The sequence below is a fragment of the Shimia sp. FJ5 genome (assembly GCF_032918335.1).
Lineage (GTDB): Bacteria > Pseudomonadota > Alphaproteobacteria > Rhodobacterales > Rhodobacteraceae > Shimia > Shimia aestuarii_A.
This window is the reverse complement of the sequence record NZ_JAWJUV010000002.1, coordinates 440,643-457,484: the sequence shown is the minus strand read 5'-3', so window position 1 is coordinate 457,484 and position 16,842 is coordinate 440,643. Positions and strand designations below refer to the sequence as shown.

The 16,842-nt window shown below is 63.8% G+C and carries 11 protein-coding genes; 6 read left to right on the top strand and 5 right to left on the bottom strand.

From position 1 onward, the window contains the following. Positions 1 to 30: 30 nt before the first annotated feature. The 4 genes from R1W01_RS08685 to mutL form a co-directional block, all read right to left on the bottom strand. Positions 31 to 357 carry a DUF3775 domain-containing protein gene (locus R1W01_RS08685; protein WP_243611869.1) on the bottom strand — a complete coding sequence of 109 codons (327 nt, stop codon included), beginning with the start codon at positions 355 to 357 and terminating at the stop codon, positions 31 to 33. Positions 358 to 457: 100 nt separating this feature from the next. Then, positions 458 to 823 (bottom strand): hypothetical protein, encoded by a 366-nt coding sequence (locus R1W01_RS08680; protein WP_297754176.1) that lies wholly within the window; start codon positions 821 to 823, stop codon positions 458 to 460. Between the two features lie 100 nt (positions 824 to 923). Further along, positions 924 to 2,075, bottom strand: coding sequence for a DNA recombination protein RmuC (locus tag R1W01_RS08675; protein WP_317275196.1), 1,152 nt, complete (start codon positions 2,073 to 2,075; stop codon positions 924 to 926). Further along, positions 2,072 to 3,943, bottom strand: a complete 1,872-nt coding sequence (gene mutL / locus R1W01_RS08670; RefSeq protein ID WP_297754182.1) for a DNA mismatch repair endonuclease MutL — start codon at positions 3,941 to 3,943, stop codon at positions 2,072 to 2,074. Before mutL ends, R1W01_RS08675 begins: the two co-directional genes overlap by 4 nt. Positions 3,944 to 4,100: 157 nt before the next feature. On the opposite strand from mutL, the gene R1W01_RS08665 reads away from it, so the two are divergent. After that, positions 4,101 to 5,453: an aminotransferase class III-fold pyridoxal phosphate-dependent enzyme gene (locus tag R1W01_RS08665; RefSeq protein WP_297754185.1), complete on the top strand. Its 1,353-nt coding sequence runs from the start codon at positions 4,101 to 4,103 to the stop codon at positions 5,451 to 5,453. Between the two features lie 216 nt (positions 5,454 to 5,669). On the opposite strand, the gene R1W01_RS08660 is transcribed toward R1W01_RS08665, so the two are convergent. After that, on the bottom strand, positions 5,670 to 9,242 hold the full coding sequence (locus tag R1W01_RS08660) for a hydantoinase B/oxoprolinase family protein (RefSeq protein ID WP_317275195.1): 3,573 nt from the start codon (positions 9,240 to 9,242) through the stop codon (positions 5,670 to 5,672). A gap of 171 nt (positions 9,243 to 9,413) precedes the next feature. Here R1W01_RS08660 and R1W01_RS08655 point away from each other — a divergent pair, with 171 nt between their 5' ends. From R1W01_RS08655 to R1W01_RS08635, 5 genes are all read left to right on the top strand, one after another. Continuing rightward, on the top strand, positions 9,414 to 9,626 hold the full coding sequence (locus R1W01_RS08655) for a DUF2892 domain-containing protein (RefSeq protein WP_243611863.1): 213 nt from the start codon (positions 9,414 to 9,416) through the stop codon (positions 9,624 to 9,626). A gap of 29 nt (positions 9,627 to 9,655) precedes the next feature. Then, positions 9,656 to 11,329 (top strand): bifunctional protein tyrosine phosphatase family protein/NAD(P)/FAD-dependent oxidoreductase, encoded by a 1,674-nt coding sequence (locus R1W01_RS08650; protein WP_297754193.1) that lies wholly within the window; start codon positions 9,656 to 9,658, stop codon positions 11,327 to 11,329. Between the two features lie 327 nt (positions 11,330 to 11,656). Then, positions 11,657 to 13,402, top strand: coding sequence for a SulP family inorganic anion transporter (locus R1W01_RS08645; protein WP_297754196.1), 1,746 nt, complete (start codon positions 11,657 to 11,659; stop codon positions 13,400 to 13,402). A gap of 93 nt (positions 13,403 to 13,495) precedes the next feature. After that, positions 13,496 to 14,476 carry a deoxyribose-phosphate aldolase gene (deoC, locus tag R1W01_RS08640; protein ID WP_297754199.1) on the top strand — a complete coding sequence of 327 codons (981 nt, stop codon included), beginning with the start codon at positions 13,496 to 13,498 and terminating at the stop codon, positions 14,474 to 14,476. Between the two features lie 20 nt (positions 14,477 to 14,496). Then, positions 14,497 to 16,839 (top strand): aldehyde dehydrogenase family protein, encoded by a 2,343-nt coding sequence (locus tag R1W01_RS08635; protein WP_297754201.1) that lies wholly within the window; start codon positions 14,497 to 14,499, stop codon positions 16,837 to 16,839. Positions 16,840 to 16,842 lie beyond the last annotated feature (3 nt).

Genomic DNA, 16,842 nt, shown 5'->3' with positions numbered 1-16,842 from the left:
GTCTCTTTTTCAATTCCGGAAGATCGCTGCTTAACCGCCGCGCACGAGGTCGTCTTCCTCGTCGGCAAGCGACATGCCAAGCTCATCCATGCCGTTCTCAAGGTGATCCGACATATGCGGCGAACCGAGCAGGTAATCCGCTGTTGGCGCCGTCGCCTCGGCCTTGGCCGTGGCAATCGCCTCGCCAAGCTCATCGGCCGTAAAACTTTCGCGCCCGATCCACATCACAGCGACAAGGCTCGCCTGTTCATCCTCGTTCAGACGTTCAATGAACGCGCGCAACTCGCCTTCGGCGCGGTCCAACTCGCGCCCCATAAGCACCACTTGGGCAACTTTCCACGGTGTAATCTCGAGCATTTTGGCGCCTCCTGACATTGTCCTGGTCCGCATCTTGCCCGGCTATCATGCACCCGGTCCTTGATCTTACGCAAATCAATTCATCGCGGTGCGGTCTTTCTCAACCCCGGTTGCGCCAGACGGTGATTGCAAAGATCACCATCCCCAAAAGCGTCAGGATCGAGCCGGCCTTGGCAAGCGTCTCACCCGTCTGGCGCAGCGCCTGAACAATGCCCGGCACAATGAGAACAAGCCCCACCGCCGCCACCGCGAAATGCACCTTCGCCATGATCGACTCCGCCGCCGAGGGGATGAGGTGATAGTAGATCCCGATAATCGCAAACCCGGCCCAACCGATGAGATTGAGATGAGCATGAGCCGGGGACAATGAATGATTGTGGCTGGCAGACATCTGGATGCCCCACACCATGCCACAGAGTGCGCTGACAACCGCCAGCCCGAAAAACCAAAGTGAGACTCCGCGCATGTCCCGTCCTTCCCGTTCTTAATGTGTTTTCAGGGTAACCTCATATCCTCGTCCCGCACTGGCGGGCAGGATAGCACACTTCTGAACGTCGGAGTCGCCTTTAGCCTTCGGGCTTGGCAAGCGGGATCGCTTCTTCGCTTTCGGGCGCCAGTTCCTCAAAGTCGAAATTGTCGAGACGCCGTGCCCGACGGCCCGCCTTGTCGGCGCTGATCTTGATGTCCGAAAGGTCCTTCGCCGCCTGTCCGAAATGCCGATCAAGGTTCTCGACCCGCGTCCCAAGCCGCTCCACATCCGCATAAAGCAGGCCAAGCTCGCGCCGGATCGCGCCCGCCTGTTCCCGCATCCGTGCGTCCTTGAGGATCGCGCGCATCGTGTTCAGTGTCGCCATGCAGGTCGTCGGCGACACGATCCAGACCCGCGCCGCAAACCCCTCGCGCACAAGCTCGGGGAAATTCGCGTGTAGCTCGGCATAGACGGCCTCTGATGGCAGGAACATCAACGCCCCATCCGCCGTCTCGCCCTCAAGGATGTATTTCTCCGAGATCGCCTTGATATGCGCTCGCACCGCCGTCCGAAGCATCCGCGCCGCCTCGTTCAGCTGCCCCTGCGTCTCGGCCCGGCGCAAGGCCTCATAAGGTTCGAGCGGGAATTTTGAGTCGATGACAATCGGCCCCGGCGGGTTCGGCAGATGGATCAGGCAATCCGCCCGCTTCCCGTTCGAAAGCGTCTGCTGAAGCGCATAGGAATCCTTCGGGAGCGCCTTGCCGACAATGTCGTTGAGCTGAATCTCCCCGAACGCCCCGCGCGTCTGCTTGTTCGACAGGATATCCTGCAACGACAGCACATCGCCCGATAGCTTGGTGATGTTTTCCTGCGCCTTGTCGATGGTCTTAAGCCGCTCCTGCAACTCGCCCAAGCTATGCGCCGTGCGCCGGGACGAGCCTTGCAGGTTCTCGGTCATCTGTTGGTTCACCTGCTGAAGCCGCTTTTCCATGTGCTGCAAAAGGTTCGCCTGCGCCGCCGCCTGCGACTCGGCCACATGGGTGAGGCCCCCCGACAACTGCTGCTGCCCCGCCGAGAGGGTTTCGACCCGCTGCCCCAACGCCCCGATCTGATGCGCAAGCGGCTCGGCAACCCGCGCCGACCGCCCCGCCGCCCGGATCGCGAGGATCAACAACAGGATCACAAGCGCCACTGCGCCCAGACCGATTACTTCCACCGGCCCCAAAAGATACTCACCGACCTGGATCATGTCCGCCCGAACAGCCTCTCGATATCGCTTAGTTTCAACTCAACGTAAGTCGGCCGCCCGTGGTTGCATTGGCCCGAATGCGGCGTCGCTTCCATCTCGCGCAAAAGCGCGTTCATCTCATCCGCCCGCATCCGCCGCCCCGACCGGATCGACCCGTGACAGGCCACCCGGCTCAGGATTGCCTCGATCTTGGCCCGCACCAACAGGCTCTCGCCCTGATCGTCCAACTCGTCAAGAATATCGAGCACCATCGCCCGCGCATTGACCTCACCAAGAATCGCCGGGGTCTCGCGCACCGCGACCGCCCCGCCGCCAAACGGCTCAATGGTGAGGCCAAGCGTCGTCAACTCCTCCGCCACCGCGAGGAGCCGCGCGCAATCGCCCTCGGACAATTCGACAATCTCGGGGATGAGCAACGCCTGCGCCGCAACCCCGTTCTCGGCCATCTGGTGTTTCAGCTTTTCATAGACAAGTCGTTCATGCGCCGCGTGCTGATCGACAAGGACCATGCCCGTCTCTGTCTGGGCGACGATGTAATTCTCATGCACCTGCGCCCGCGCCGCCCCTAGCGGCAGCGCCTCGAGCCGGGGTGCGCCCTCCTCCGGCGCCGTCTCTTCGACAACCGGCTCGACCCGCGCGCTATAGGCGTCCGAAAACTCGGCAAAGCCCGGCGTGGCGTGCGGCGCCTGCGCTGCATAGGCTGTCGTGCGCGCGCCAAACGACGGGCGATCCATCTGATAGACCCGCGCGGGGCTATCTCCCATAGGTTCGGGCCTGAACGCCCCGAGCGTCGCGCCCGCCACGGTGGTCGAGGCCCGGTGCCCCGCCTCCGCCAACGCATGGCGTAGTGCCGACACGATCAGCCCCCGCGCCATCCCCGGATCGCGGAACCGCACCTCCGATTTCGCCGGATGCACGTTCACGTCGACAAGATGCGGATCGCAATCAATGAACAACGCCGCCGCCGGATGCCGGTCGCGGCTGAGGAAATCGAAATACGCCCCCCGAAGCGCCCCAACGAGAAGCTTGTCCTTCACAGGCCGCCCGTTGACGAAAAGATACTGCGCGACCGCCGATCCCCGCGAATAGGTCGGCAGGGCGGCATAGCCCACAAGGTGCAGCCCCTCGCGCTCGGCATCAATCCGGAGCGCGTTTTCTGCGAACTCTTTGCCAATGATGCCTGCAAGCCGCCCGTGTAGCGCGTCGAAAAGATCGCCGCTTTCTGGCTCCGTGCGGAAGGTCACGCGCCCCTCGCCGCCGCCCGTCACATCGCGCAACGTGAAGCCCACGAACGGCTCTGCCATGGCCAGCCGCTTGACCACATCCGTGATCGCCTGCGCCTCGGCCCGGTCCGAGCGCATGAACTTGAGCCGCGCCGGCGTCGCATAAAACAGATCCCGCAACTCGACCCGCGTACCCTTGCTCAACGCCGCCGGTTTCACCGCCCCCATGCGGCCGCCTTCGACCACGATCTCGGCGGCGTCCTCGCCCGCAGCCCGCGAGGTGATCCTAAGCCGCCCCACCGCACCAAGCGACGGCAAGGCCTCGCCCCGAAACCCGAAGGTGTGAATATCAAGAAGGTCGCTGCCATCGATCTTCGACGTGGCATGGCGCGCAAGCGCCAGCGGCAAATCCCCCGGCGCGATGCCGCAACCGTCATCCGTCACCCGGATCAATGTCTTGCCACCATCGCCATAGGCGACCTCGATCCGCCGCGCGCCTGCGTCGAGCGCATTCTCCACAAGTTCCTTGACCGCAGAGGCCGGACGCTCCACGACTTCGCCCGCCGCGATCCGATTGATCGCAGCATCGTCCAATTGCCGAATTACCGGGCGGTTTTCGCTTATCTTGGGGTCAGTTTGAGGCATAGCCCAAAACCTAGCACGCGCACTCCCGATTCTGCCACAGCGATCCGCGCCGTTTTCGCAGCGTTTTCGCCTTCACTCTGGACAGGACAAACAAGAGGCGTAGGATTTGATCAAATTCACAAATCCCGAGAATCAGGGCCGAGAGTCAGGACACGCCATGAAAGACGAAAACTTCCTCAAGGAAAACAATGCCCGCCACCTCTGGCACCCGATGGGCGCCCCCGGCGACCTACAATCCAACACGCCAAAAATCATCACCGGTGCCTCCGGTGTCTCGATCACCGACATCGACGGCCATAGCACGGTCGACGCCGTGGGTGGCCTCTGGTGCGTGAACCTCGGCTATTCCAACGACGTGGTGAAAGAGGCGATTGCGAAACAGCTCTACGACCTGCCCTATTATTCCGCCTTCGCAGGCACCTCGAACCCGCCCGCGATCGAGGCCTCTTATGCGGTGCGCGAATTCTTTGCCGAGGACGGCATGGGCCGGGTCTTCTTTACCTCCGGCGGCAGCGACAGCGTCGAAACCGCCCTGCGCCTCGCGCGCCAGTATCACCGCCTGCGCGGCGAACCGACCCGGACGAAATTCATCTCGCTCAAGAAGGGCTATCACGGCACGCATTTCGGCGGTGCCTCGGTCAATGGCAACAACCGCTTCCGCATCAACTACGAACCGCTCCTGCCGGGCTGTTTCCACCTGCCCTCGCCCTACACCTATCGCAACCCGTTCAACGAGACCGACCCGGCGCAGCTTGCCCAGAATATCGCCGCCGCCTTTGAGGACGAGATCGCCTTCCAAGGCGCGAACACCATCGCCGCCTTCATCATGGAACCGATTCAGGGCGCAGGCGGCGTGATCGTACCCGACGCCTCCTTCATGGGCCTGATGCGCGAAATCTGCGACCGCCACGGCATCCTGATGATCTCCGACGAGGTCATCACCGGCTTTGGCCGCACAGGCGACTGGTCCGGCGCGCGCCACTGGGGCGTCCAACCCGACCTGATGACAACCGCCAAGGGCATCACCTCGGGCTACTTCCCCGTCGGCGCCTGCCTAATCAGCGAGGCCGTGGCCGAAGTCTTTGAAAAGGACAATAGCGGCGAAGCGGGCATCTATCACGGCTACACCTATTCGGCCCACCCGGTCGGCGCCGCCGCCGTGATCGCCACCCTCGCCGAGACCAAGCGCCTCGACCTCAAGAGCAACGCCGCCGCCCGCGGCACCCAGCTTTACGAAGGCGTGCTGAAACTCGCCGAAAAACACGACATCATCGGCGATGTGCGCGGTGGCCACGGGCTGATGACCGGGATCGAGATCGTCTCGGACAAACCCGCCAAGACCCCGATGGACGGCGCAACCATGGCCCGCATCCATCAAACCGCCTACGAGGCGGGCGCCATGGTGCGGCTCGGCATGCACAACATCCTGATGTCACCGCCCCTGACCATTTCGGAAGGCGAGATCGACACGATCCTTTCCGCCCTCGACGCAGGCTTCTCCGCCGCGTGATCCAAAGGCGCGCTGCCTTTGGCAGCGCCCATGATATGCTCCCGTGCCCATAGGGGCCCGGGAGCGACGTGCCTCCGGCGGGAGTATTTCTACAAAGGGGAAGAACAGACCTGCGCCCCTTCTTCACCTTTGTGAAAATACTCCGGAGCGCGAGGCAGCGCCTCGCATCTGCGCCGCAAGGCGCTCATCCTGCGCGCGCCCTCGGGCGCGCTCCGCTTACCTCCCCCAACCGCCGCCGCCCGGTGTGGCCATGCCAAAGACGCTGCCCGCGGGCAGGTCGATCTCGGCATTGCCCGGCAAATCTTTGCGCGTTCCATCCGGCATCTCGGCCCAGTTCTCGCCCACGGCCCCGGCCCCACCGCCATCGCCGCCAAACGGTGGCACCCGGCGGTGCGAGGTCAGCGTCGTGACCGTCACCGGCACGAGGAAGCGCATGGTCCGAAGCGCGCCATTGCCGCCATCCCACTGCCCTTTTCCGCCGGACTCGGGTCGAATTCGGAAGGTTTCGAGCCGCACCGGAAAGCGTTTCTCGAGGATTTCCGGGTCGGTCATCCGCGTGTTGGTCATGTGGCTTTGCACCGCGTCGCAGCCCCGGAATCCCGGCCCCGCGCCTGTGCCGCCCGCAATGGTCTCGTAGTTCTGAAAGTCGTCATTGCCCCAGATGAAATTGTTCATCGTCGCCTGACTACACGCCATCACCCCAAGCGCCCCATAGAGCGCGTTACAAGTCGCCTGGCTGACCTCCGTGTTTCCCGCGATGACCGCCGCCGGATAGCCGGGGTTGAGCATCGACCCTTCCGGCACGGTGATCCGCAGCGGCTTGAGACAGCCCTCGTTGAGCGGAATCTCGGCCCCCACCATGGTGCGGAACACATAGAGCACCACTGCCCGACAGATCGACAGCGGCGCGTTATAGTTGCCCTCTTGCTGTGCGCTGGTTCCGGTGAAGTCGATCACCGCCTCACGCGCGTCCCGGTCCACGGACACCCGCACCTCGATCTGCGCCCCATTGTCCATCTCGTAGGAAAACGCCCCGTCACCAAGCCGGTCCACGACACGGCGCACGGATTCTTCGGCATTGTCCTGCACATGGCCCATATAGGCCTGCACCACGTCGAGCCCGTATTGCCCCACCACCTTGAGCAGTTCGCGCCGCCCGGTCTCGTTCGCCGCCACCTGCGCCTTGAGGTCGGCCATGTTCTGATCCGGGTTGCGCGCCGGATACCGACCGCTGGCCAAGACCTCGCGCGCCCGCGCTTCCTGAAAATGGCCCGCTTCGACGAGGCGCACATTGTCGATCAACACGCCCTCTTCCTCGATATGCTTGGAATCCGGCGGCCCGGATCCCGGCGTGCGCCCGCCGATATCCGCATGATGCCCCCGCGAGCCGAGCCAGAACACCACCTCGCCACCATGGAACACCGGCGTCACAACCGTCACATCCGGCAGATGCGTGCCACCGTTATAGGGCGAATTGAGCATGAAGGCGTCGCCCTCGGCCACGTCCGGGTTCTCGCGCATCACCGTGCGGATGGAATCCGACATAGAGCCAAGATGCACCGGCACATGCGGTGCATTGGCGACAAGATCGCCTGCCGTGTCGAAAATCGCACAAGAGAAATCAAGCCGTTCCTTGATGTTCACCGACCAGGACGTATTGGCGAGCGTCGCACCCATCTGGTCCGCAACCGACATGAAGAGGTTGTTGAACACTTCAAGCAGGACCGGATCAGCCTCGGTCCCCGCCGCCCTTGCGCGCGCCTTCTCCGTCACCCGCTCAAGAATGAGGTTGCCAAAACCGTCCACCTCGGCGCGCCAGCCCGGCTCGATCATGTTGGTGCCGGTGGCCTCGGTGATAACCGCCGGGCCCTCGACTTTCACGCCGGTGCCAAGCGTGGCGCGATCGTAGAGCGGCACATCGCGCCGCGCCTCTTCAAGGTGCACTGGAATATGCGCGATCGCGCGGCCATCGCCCGCATGATCGACGATGCCCGGTGCCTCGCCCGTTTCGCCAATCGCTTCGACCGAGAGCATCTCGACCATCAAACCGCGCTCGGGCGAGACAAAGCCGAACCGCTGTTGGTGCGCCGCCTCGAAGGCGGCGCGCATCTCCTCGGCGCTGCCGTGCGCCACTTCAAGCGCTTGGTGCGAACCTTCATAGCGCAGATGCGCCCGGGCCTCGGTGCGGACCTCTCGGACGCCTTGGCTGCGCACCTCGTCTTCCGCCGCCGCAATAAGCTCCGCAAGGGCCGACAGGGCCGCCGCCTCGTCAGCGACAGGCGCTTCGAACTGCACTTCCCGCATGGCACGAATTTCGGCAAGCCCCATACCATAGGCCGAAAGAACGCCTGCATGCGGATGTACGAACACCCGTGTCATGCCCAAGGCATCCGCCACGAGACAAGCATGCTGCCCGCCCGCGCCACCGAAACACTGGAGCGTGTAGCGCGTCACATCATGGCCGCGCTGCACGCTAATCTTCTTGATCGCGTTGGCCATGTTGTCGACCGCAATGCGCAGGAACCCCTCGGCGACCGCCTCGGGGCTTTGCGCCTCCTGCCCCGTGGCCTCGGCGATCTCTGCCGCAAGGGCTGCGAACTTCTCCCGCACGACCTCTGCGTCGAGCGGTTGATCCCCCTCGGGGCCAAAGACCTGCGGGAAGTGATCGGGGTTGAGCTTGCCAAGCATGACATTGCAATCGGTCACTGTGAGCGGCCCGCCCCGGCGATAGCAAGCCGGTCCAGGATCGGCGCCCGCGCTTTCGGGGCCCACCTGATAGCGCCCATCGCGGAAGGAACAGATCGACCCGCCCCCGGCGGCGACCGTGTGAATATCCATCATCGGTGCGCGCATCCGCACGCCCGCGACCTCGGTCTCGAAACTGCGCTCGTATTCCCCGGCATAATGGCTGACATCCGTCGAGGTGCCGCCCATGTCAAAGCCGATAAGGCGGTCAAACCCCGCCGCCTCTGCCGTCTTGACCATGCCGACAATGCCTCCCGCCGGCCCCGACAGGATCGCGTCGCGCCCGTGAAACAGGCTCGCATCCGTCAACCCGCCGTTGGATTGCATGAACAACAACCGCTCACAGGCCCGCCCCATATCGAGCGCCCCGGCAACCTGCTCGACATAGCGGCGCAGGATCGGCGACAGGTAAGCATCAACCACCGTGGTATCGCCGCGCCCCACGAGCTTCGCCAGCCGCGAGACCTCGGCACTGGCCGAGACCTGCGTAAATCCGATCTCGCGGGCGATCTCTGCCGCGCGTGCTTCGTGCACCGGGTTGAGATAGCCATGCAGCCCGGCAATCGCCACCGCGCGAATGCCGGCGTCAAACCCGGCCTGCATCTCCGCGCGCAGCGCCGCCTCGTCGAGCGAGCGCAACACCGCCCCCTCCGCATCGAGCCGCTCATCCATCTCCACGACCCGCTCATAAAGGAGGTCCGGGCGCTTGATCTCGAGATCAAAGAGCCTTGGCCGCGCCTGATACCCGATCTCGAGAAGATCGCGGAATCCCTTGGTGATGACCAAAAGAATGCGCTCGCCCTTGCGCTCAAGAAGCGCGTTGGTCGCCACGGTCGTGCCCATCTTCACCGCGCGGATACTCCCATCCGGGAAATCCTCGTCCACGCCCATGATCTCGCGGATGCCCTGCACGGCGGCGTCGCGATAGCGTTCGGGGTTCTCCGACAAGAGCTTGTGCGTCGCCACACCCCCATCAGGCCTGCGGGCGACGATATCCGTAAACGTGCCGCCCCGGTCGATCCAGAATTCCCAAGCCCCACTCATCGCGCCCTCCTGTCCTTCAAGGCCCTGACCCAACCCTTGAGACGAGGGATTGTCAACGGCCCTGCGACCACGCGCCTCCGTCTCTTCGCCCCGTAAATCCTTCCATGAATGCGCGATATTGAATATATGAACAAAATACACGGCACGCACAGACCGGAATCGGAGCCATCCATGACCCACAATGTCGGCAATCTCGACCGCCTCATCCGCCTGATCCTCGGCGCGGCGCTCATCATCCTGCCCTTCGCCTTTGAGGCTGCCTTGTGGCAAAACGATATGATAAAATATGGCCTCGCCCTCGTCGGCCTCGTCCTTGCCGGGACATCGGCCTTCAAGTTCTGCCCGCTCTACCGGGTGCTCGGCCTCTCGACCTGCCGCCGCTGACGCCCCTCACGATACCGAAGGACCGCCCCATGGACGCCAAGAAGATCACCGACCAAATCTCGGTCGCGCCGCAGATTACCGCCGAGGACGTGCGCACCATCGCCGCAAAGGGCTTTCGTGCCATCATCTGCAACCGCCCCGATGGCGAAGGCGCCGACCAACCCGCCTTTGACGAGATCGAGCGCGTCGCCCGCGAAGAAGGGCTGACCTGTCGCTACCTGCCTGTCGTCTCCGGCAAGGTCACCGACGCAGATGCCGCCGATTTCGGCACCGCCCTGATGGAGCTTCCCGGTCCTGTCCTCGCCTATTGCCGCACCGGCACGCGCTGCGCGACCCTCTGGTCGCTCTCCAAGGCCGCCGACACACCGACCGCCGACATCCTCGCCGCGACCAAATCCGCAGGCTATGACATGGCGGGCGTCGTGCGCCGCATCGTCAATGGCGGCAAGACCCCGACCGATACGGGCGATGCGTCCTATGATGTGGTGATCGTTGGCGGCGGCGCGGCGGGCATTGCCGTGGCCTCTTCGCTCAAGGCGCGCCGCGCGGGCCTCGAGATCGCCGTGATCGACCCGGCAGGCACGCATTACTACCAACCCGGCTGGACCATGGTCGGCGGCGGCATCTTCGACGCCGAGACCACAGCCAAGACCATGGGCTCTCTGATCCCCAAAGGGGTGCATTGGCTCAAATCCGCCGTCGCCGCGTTTGAACCCAAGGACAACGCCGTCGTCCTCGATGGCTGCCGCGTGGTGAAGTACAAACGCCTCGTCGTCTGCCCGGGGCTGAAGCTCGACTGGGGCGCCGTCGAGGGCCTCGTCGAAACGCTCGGCAAGAACGGCGTGACCTCGAACTACCGCTATGACCTCGCCCCCTACACTTGGGAACTGGTGCGCGGCTTCAAAGGTGGTCGCGCCCTCTTTACCCAGCCGCCCATGCCGATCAAATGCGCCGGTGCCCCGCAAAAGGCGCTCTACCTCTCCGCCAACAACTGGGAGCGCATGGGCCGCCTCGGCTCTGTCGATGTGCAATTCATGAACGCAGGCGGCGTCCTCTTCGGGGTGAAGGACTACGTGCCCGCCCTCGAGAAATACATCGACCGCTACGGCGCGACGGTGAACTACTTCCACAACCTGACCGCCGTGGACGGGTCCGCCAAGACGGCGACCTTCACCATCAACCGCCCCGATGCCGAGCCGGAAACCCTCACGACCGAATTCGACATGATGCACGTCACCCCGCCACAGACCGCGCCGGACTTCATCCGCGTCTCGCCCTTGGCCGATGCCGCGGGCTGGGTCGATGTGGATCAGGCGACACTGCGCCATGCAGAGTATGAAAATATCTGGTCGCTCGGGGACGTGATGAACGCCCCCAACGCCAAGACCGCAGCCGCCGCGAGGATGCAGGCGCCGATCGTGGCCGAAAACCTCGTCGATGATATCGACGGAAAATCGCCCACCGCGATCTACAACGGCTACGGCTCCTGCCCGCTGACCGTCGAACGCGGCAAGATCCTTCTGGCGGAATTCGGCTATGGTGGCGTGCTGCTGCCGACCCTGCCGAAGTGGATGATCGACGGCACCAAACCGACCCGCGCCGCTTGGATCCTCAAGGAACAGATCCTGCCGCCCGTCTATTGGAAGGCGATGCTGCGCGGCAAGGAATGGATGGCCAAACCCGAAAAGATCTCGGCAAGCTAACCGCCCACTTCCCACGCGATTTCGAAACCGCATCTCCAAGGGCTTTCGAAGGCCCTTGGCTCTTCACCTTTCGTTAACCGTGCACGCTCCATTCACCATCGTGCGCCCCGTTCACACCTGCGATTTTCGCGCGCGGCACATACGCAATACCGACGTGATACCGACGCGATACCGACCCGCGTTTTCGCCATTAACCACAGTGCGCTGCACCTTGTTTGGCCCGATTCGTGCGGATTTCCGGCAACCCTCCGGCACAGTGGGGTAATACCCCCTTCACTTATTCACCAGTTTGAATATATGAAGTGGGATACGCGAAAGGACCAAGAGATGCGCCTGCCCAGACCGACCCGTGCCACGCTCGAGCGCAACCTGCCGATCCTGCAATGGGGCAAGAGCTACGACCGCGACACGCTGACTTCCGATCTCGTGGCCGCCGTCATCGTCACGATCATGCTCATTCCGCAGTCCCTCGCCTACGCCCTCCTCGCCGGCCTCCCGCCCGAGATGGGCCTCTATGCCTCGATCCTGCCGCTCGTCGCCTACGCCGTCTTCGGCACGTCCCGCGCGCTGGCCGTCGGGCCGGTCGCCGTGGTCTCCCTGATGACCGCCGCCGCCGTCGGCAACCTCGCCCTCCAAGGCACCGCCGAATACGCCGCCGCCGCCATCACGCTGGCCTTTATCTCCGGCCTGATGCTCACACTCATGGGGGTCTTTCGCCTTGGTTTTATTGCGAATTTCCTCTCGCACCCGGTGATCGCCGGATTCATCACGGCCTCTGGTGTCCTTATCGCCACGTCCCAGTTGAAGCACCTCCTCGGTGTCGATGCGCATGGCCATAACCTGCCAACTCTGCTTGGCTCGATCCTTGCCCACCTGCCGGAAACCAACCTCATCACGCTGGTGATCGGCATCATGGCGACGGGCTTCCTGTTCTGGGTGCGCAAGGGGCTCAAGCCGCTCCTGCTCGACGCTGGCCTCAAGCCCCGCATGGCCGATATCCTCGCCAAGGCAGGTCCCGTTGGCGCCGTCGCCGTGACAACCCTCGTCACATGGCTCTTTGGCCTCCAAAACCACGGCGTCCGCATCGTTGGCGAGGTGCCGATGGGCCTGCCGCCGCTTTCCCTGCCGAGCTTTTCCGGCGAAATCTGGTCCTCCCTTTTCGTCTCCGCGCTGCTGATCTCGATCATCGGCTTTGTCGAATCCGTCTCCGTCGCCCAAACGCTCGCCGCCAAGAAGCGCCAGCGCATCATCCCCGATCAGGAACTCGTCGGCCTCGGCACCGCCAACATTGCCGCAGCAATTTCAGGAGGTTATCCGGTGACAGGCGGTTTTGCCCGCTCGGTCGTGAACTTCGACGCAGGTGCCGAAACCCCCGCCGCCGGGGCCTTTACCGCTGTCGGCATCGCGCTTGCCGCGCTTCTGCTGACGCCGCTTCTCTTCTTCCTGCCCAAGGCCACCCTCGCCGCCACGATCATCGTCGCCGTCCTGAGCCTCGTCGACTTCTCGATCCTCAAACGCACCTGGCACTATTCGCGCGTCGACTTCTCCGCCGTCGCCGCCACGATCCTTCTGACCCTCGGCTTTGGCGTCGAGGTCGGGGTCTCCGCGGGCGTGCTGATCTCCATCGGCCTCTTTCTCTACAAGACCTCCCGCCCCCACGTGGCCGAAGTCGGCCTCGTCCCCGGCACCCAGCATTTCCGCAATATCCTGCGCCACGACGTGCAGACCGACCCATCGCTTGTGACCCTGCGCATCGACGAAAGCCTCTATTTCGCCAATGCCCGTTACCTCGAGGACTATCTCTATGACCGGGTCGTCGGAGACAACGACATACGCCATGTGGTTCTGATGTGCTCCGCCGTGAACGAGATCGACATGAGCGCTCTTGAAAGCCTCGAAGAAGCCAACCGCCGCTTGCACGAAATCGGCATCACGCTGCACCTCTCCGAGGTCAAAGGCCCGGTCATGGATCGCCTCCAGCGCAGCCATTTCATCAATGACCTGACGGGCCGGGTCTTCCTTTCGCAATATGATGCAATGGTGGCCCTGACCCCGAGCGAAAACGCCGCCTGATCCGGGCTTTACCCGGCGTTGCACGAGCCCTGACCAATCTTGCCAAGCCCCGCATGGCATGACACCCTGACGGCGATCCGAACAGGGGACACCATGCTTTCCGACACCATTCATCAGCTCCCCCAAACGCTCGAGACGCGCAATGGGGGCATGCCGCTCGATCTCGACTGGGTGCGCCGTGCGCAGGCCAATACCTCCGCCATCGAGCGCCGCGTCGCGACCCTGCCGGGCCGCCGCTCGGTCAAGAAAGAGTATCAGGCCGCATGGCTCTGCAAGGCGATAAGCTGCATCGACCTCACAACTCTGTCCGGGGATGACACACCCGGGCGCGTCGCGCGCCTATCTGCCAAGGCCCGCCAACCCGTGCGCCCCGACCTCCTCGCCGCGCTCGGCATGGAGGGGCTCACCGTCGGCGCGGTCTGTGTCTATCACGAGATGATCGCCCCGGCCGTCGCCGCGCTGCATGGCTCCGGCATCCCCGTTGCCGCCGTCTCGACAGGGTTTCCCGCCGGGCTTTCGCCCTTCAACCTCCGCCTTGCAGAGATCGAAGCCAGCGTCGAGGCCGGCGCCGCCGAGATCGACATCGTTATCTCTCGCCGCCATGTCCTCACCGGCGACTGGCAGGCGCTTTATGATGAGATGTGCGCCTTCCGCGCGGCCTGTGGCGATGCCCATGTGAAGGCCATCCTCGCCACGGGCGAGCTTGGCTCCCTGCGCAACGTCGCGCGCGCCTCGCTGGTCTGCATGATGGCCGGGGCGGATTTCATTAAGACCTCGACCGGCAAGGAAAGCGTCAACGCGACGCTGCCCGTCTCGCTCGTGATGATCCGCGCCATCCGCGACTACTACGAACACACCGGGCACCGTGTCGGCTACAAACCGGCAGGCGGGATATCCAAGGCTAAGGACGCACTCACCTACCTGTCGCTCATCAAGGAAGAGCTGGGGCACCGCTGGCTTCAGCCGGACCTGTTCCGCTTCGGCGCGTCCTCGCTTCTCGGCGACATCGAACGCCAACTCGAACACCACGTCACCGGCCACTACTCGGCCAGCTATCGCCACCCGATAGGGTAACGGCGACCGGAGACAAGACCATGACCGTCAAAGATATTTTCCAATCCATGGACTACGGCCCCGCCCCCGAAAGCGCGGGCGATGCTCTGGCTTGGGTCGTCGATCAGGGCGCGCGGTTCGGCCATTTCATCAATGGCGACTGGACCAAACCAAAAGACGATTTCCCCTCCCTCAACCCTGCCAACGGTGAAACACTCGCCCGGCTTTCGCAGGCCACGGCAGAGGATGTGGACGCCGCCGTCTCCGCCGCCCGTAAGGCACAGCGCAAATGGGCGGGGCTCGGAGGTCACGGGCGCGCGCGGCACCTCTATGCCATCGCCCGTCTCTTGCAGAAACATGCCCGTCTCTTTGCCGTTCTGGAGACCCTCGACAACGGCAAACCGATCCGCGAGAGCCGCGATATCGACGTGCCGCTTGCCCAACGTCATTTCTACTATCACGCGGGCATGGCCGAGCTGATGGAGAGCGAATTGCCCGGGCGCGAAGCGCTTGGCGTTTGTGGTCAGATCATTCCGTGGAACTTCCCGCTCCTGATGCTCGCGTGGAAGATCGCCCCGGCTCTCGCAATGGGCAACACGGTCATCCTGAAACCAGCCGAGCAAACCTCCCTGACCGCGCTTCTCTTTGCCGATATCTGCCAACAGGCGGGCCTTCCCGCCGGCGTTGCCAATATCGTCACCGGCGATGGCGTGGTGGGCGAAAGGATCGTCACACATGACGGGATCGACAAGATCGCCTTCACAGGGTCGACCGAGGTTGGCCGCAAAATCCGCGCCGCGACCGCCGGATCCGGCAAGGCGCTCACGCTCGAGCTTGGCGGCAAATCCCCCTTCATCGTCTTTGACGACGCTGATATCGACTCGGCCATCGAGGGGCTTGTCGATGCGATCTGGTTCAATCAGGGCGAGGTCTGCTGCGCCGGGTCTCGCCTTCTCGTGCAAGAAGGCATCGCGGACCGCTTTCATCGCAAGCTCAAAGCCCGCATGGACCGCCTGCGCCTCGGCAACCCGCTCGACAAATGCATCGACGTCGGCGCGGTGATCGACGCGACGCAACTGGCGAAAGTGACCGAACTTGTCGCGGGGTGTAGCGAAGGCGAGACGTACCGCGCCGAGGTCGAGATGCCGGTCGAGGGGCATTTCTACCCGCCGACCCTCATCACCGGCCTCTCCCCCTCCTCGCCGCTCATGCAGGAAGAGATTTTTGGCCCTGTCCTCGTCTCCGCAACCTTCCGAACGCCTGCTGAGGCTGTCGCGCTTGCCAACAATACCCGCTATGGCCTTGCCGCGTCTGTCTGGAGCGAGAATATCAACCTCGCGCTCGGAGTCGCGCCGCAACTGGCCGCCGGGGTGGTCTGGATCAACGGGAGCAACATGTTCGACGCCGCCGCCGGGTTCGGCGGTGTGCGCGAGAGCGGTTATGGTCGTGAAGGCGGCTGGGAGGGGCTTTCGGCCTATACACGACCCATTGGCAAGACCACCAAGCCTTTGGCCCCGGTCGAAGGGTTCAAGGGCAAGGGTGCATCGGAGGATGCGCTCGACCGCACGGCGAAGCTCTACATTGGTGGCAAGCAGGCGCGGCCCGATGGCGGCTATTCCCGTGCCGTCTATGGCCGCAATGGCAATCTCTTGGGCCAAGCACCGCTTGCCAACCGCAAGGATCTGCGCAACGCGGTCGAAGCGGCGCGCGGCGCCAAGGCCTGGTCCGGCATGTCCGGCCATCAGCGCGCGCAGGTGCTCTACTATATCGCCGAAAACCTCTCGGCCCGGGAAAGCGAATTCGCGCATCGTATCAACGCCATGACAGGCGGGCGTTCTGGAGGCAAAGAGGTCGAAACCGCGATCCGCCGGCTCTTTACGGCCGCTGCATGGGCCGACAAATACGACGGGCAGGTGCATGGCGTCCCGATCCGGGGTGTCGCGCTCGCCCAAAAGGAACCAACGGGCGTCATCGCCGCGCTCTGCCCTGACGAGGCGCCGCTTCTCGGCCTCGTCTCGGTCATGGCCCCCGCCATCGCCATGGGCAACCGTATCATCCTCGCTGCGTCCGAGCCGTTCCCTCTTGCCGCGACGGATTTCTATCAGGTGCTGGAGACCTCGGACGTGCCGGGCGGTGTCGTGAACATCCTCACTGGCGCGCACAAAGACCTTGCCACGCCGATGGCCGGGCATCTTGATATCGACGCTGTGTGGTCCTTCTCGTCCTGCGACCTCTCCGCCGAGATCGAGCGCGAAAGCGCGGGCAACCTCAAGCGCACATGGGTCAACAATGCCAAAGCGCGGGACTGGTCCGAGGATCACACGCGCGCGTTCCTCGAGGCCGCGACCGAGGTCAAGAACATCTGGATCCCCTACGGCGAATGAGCG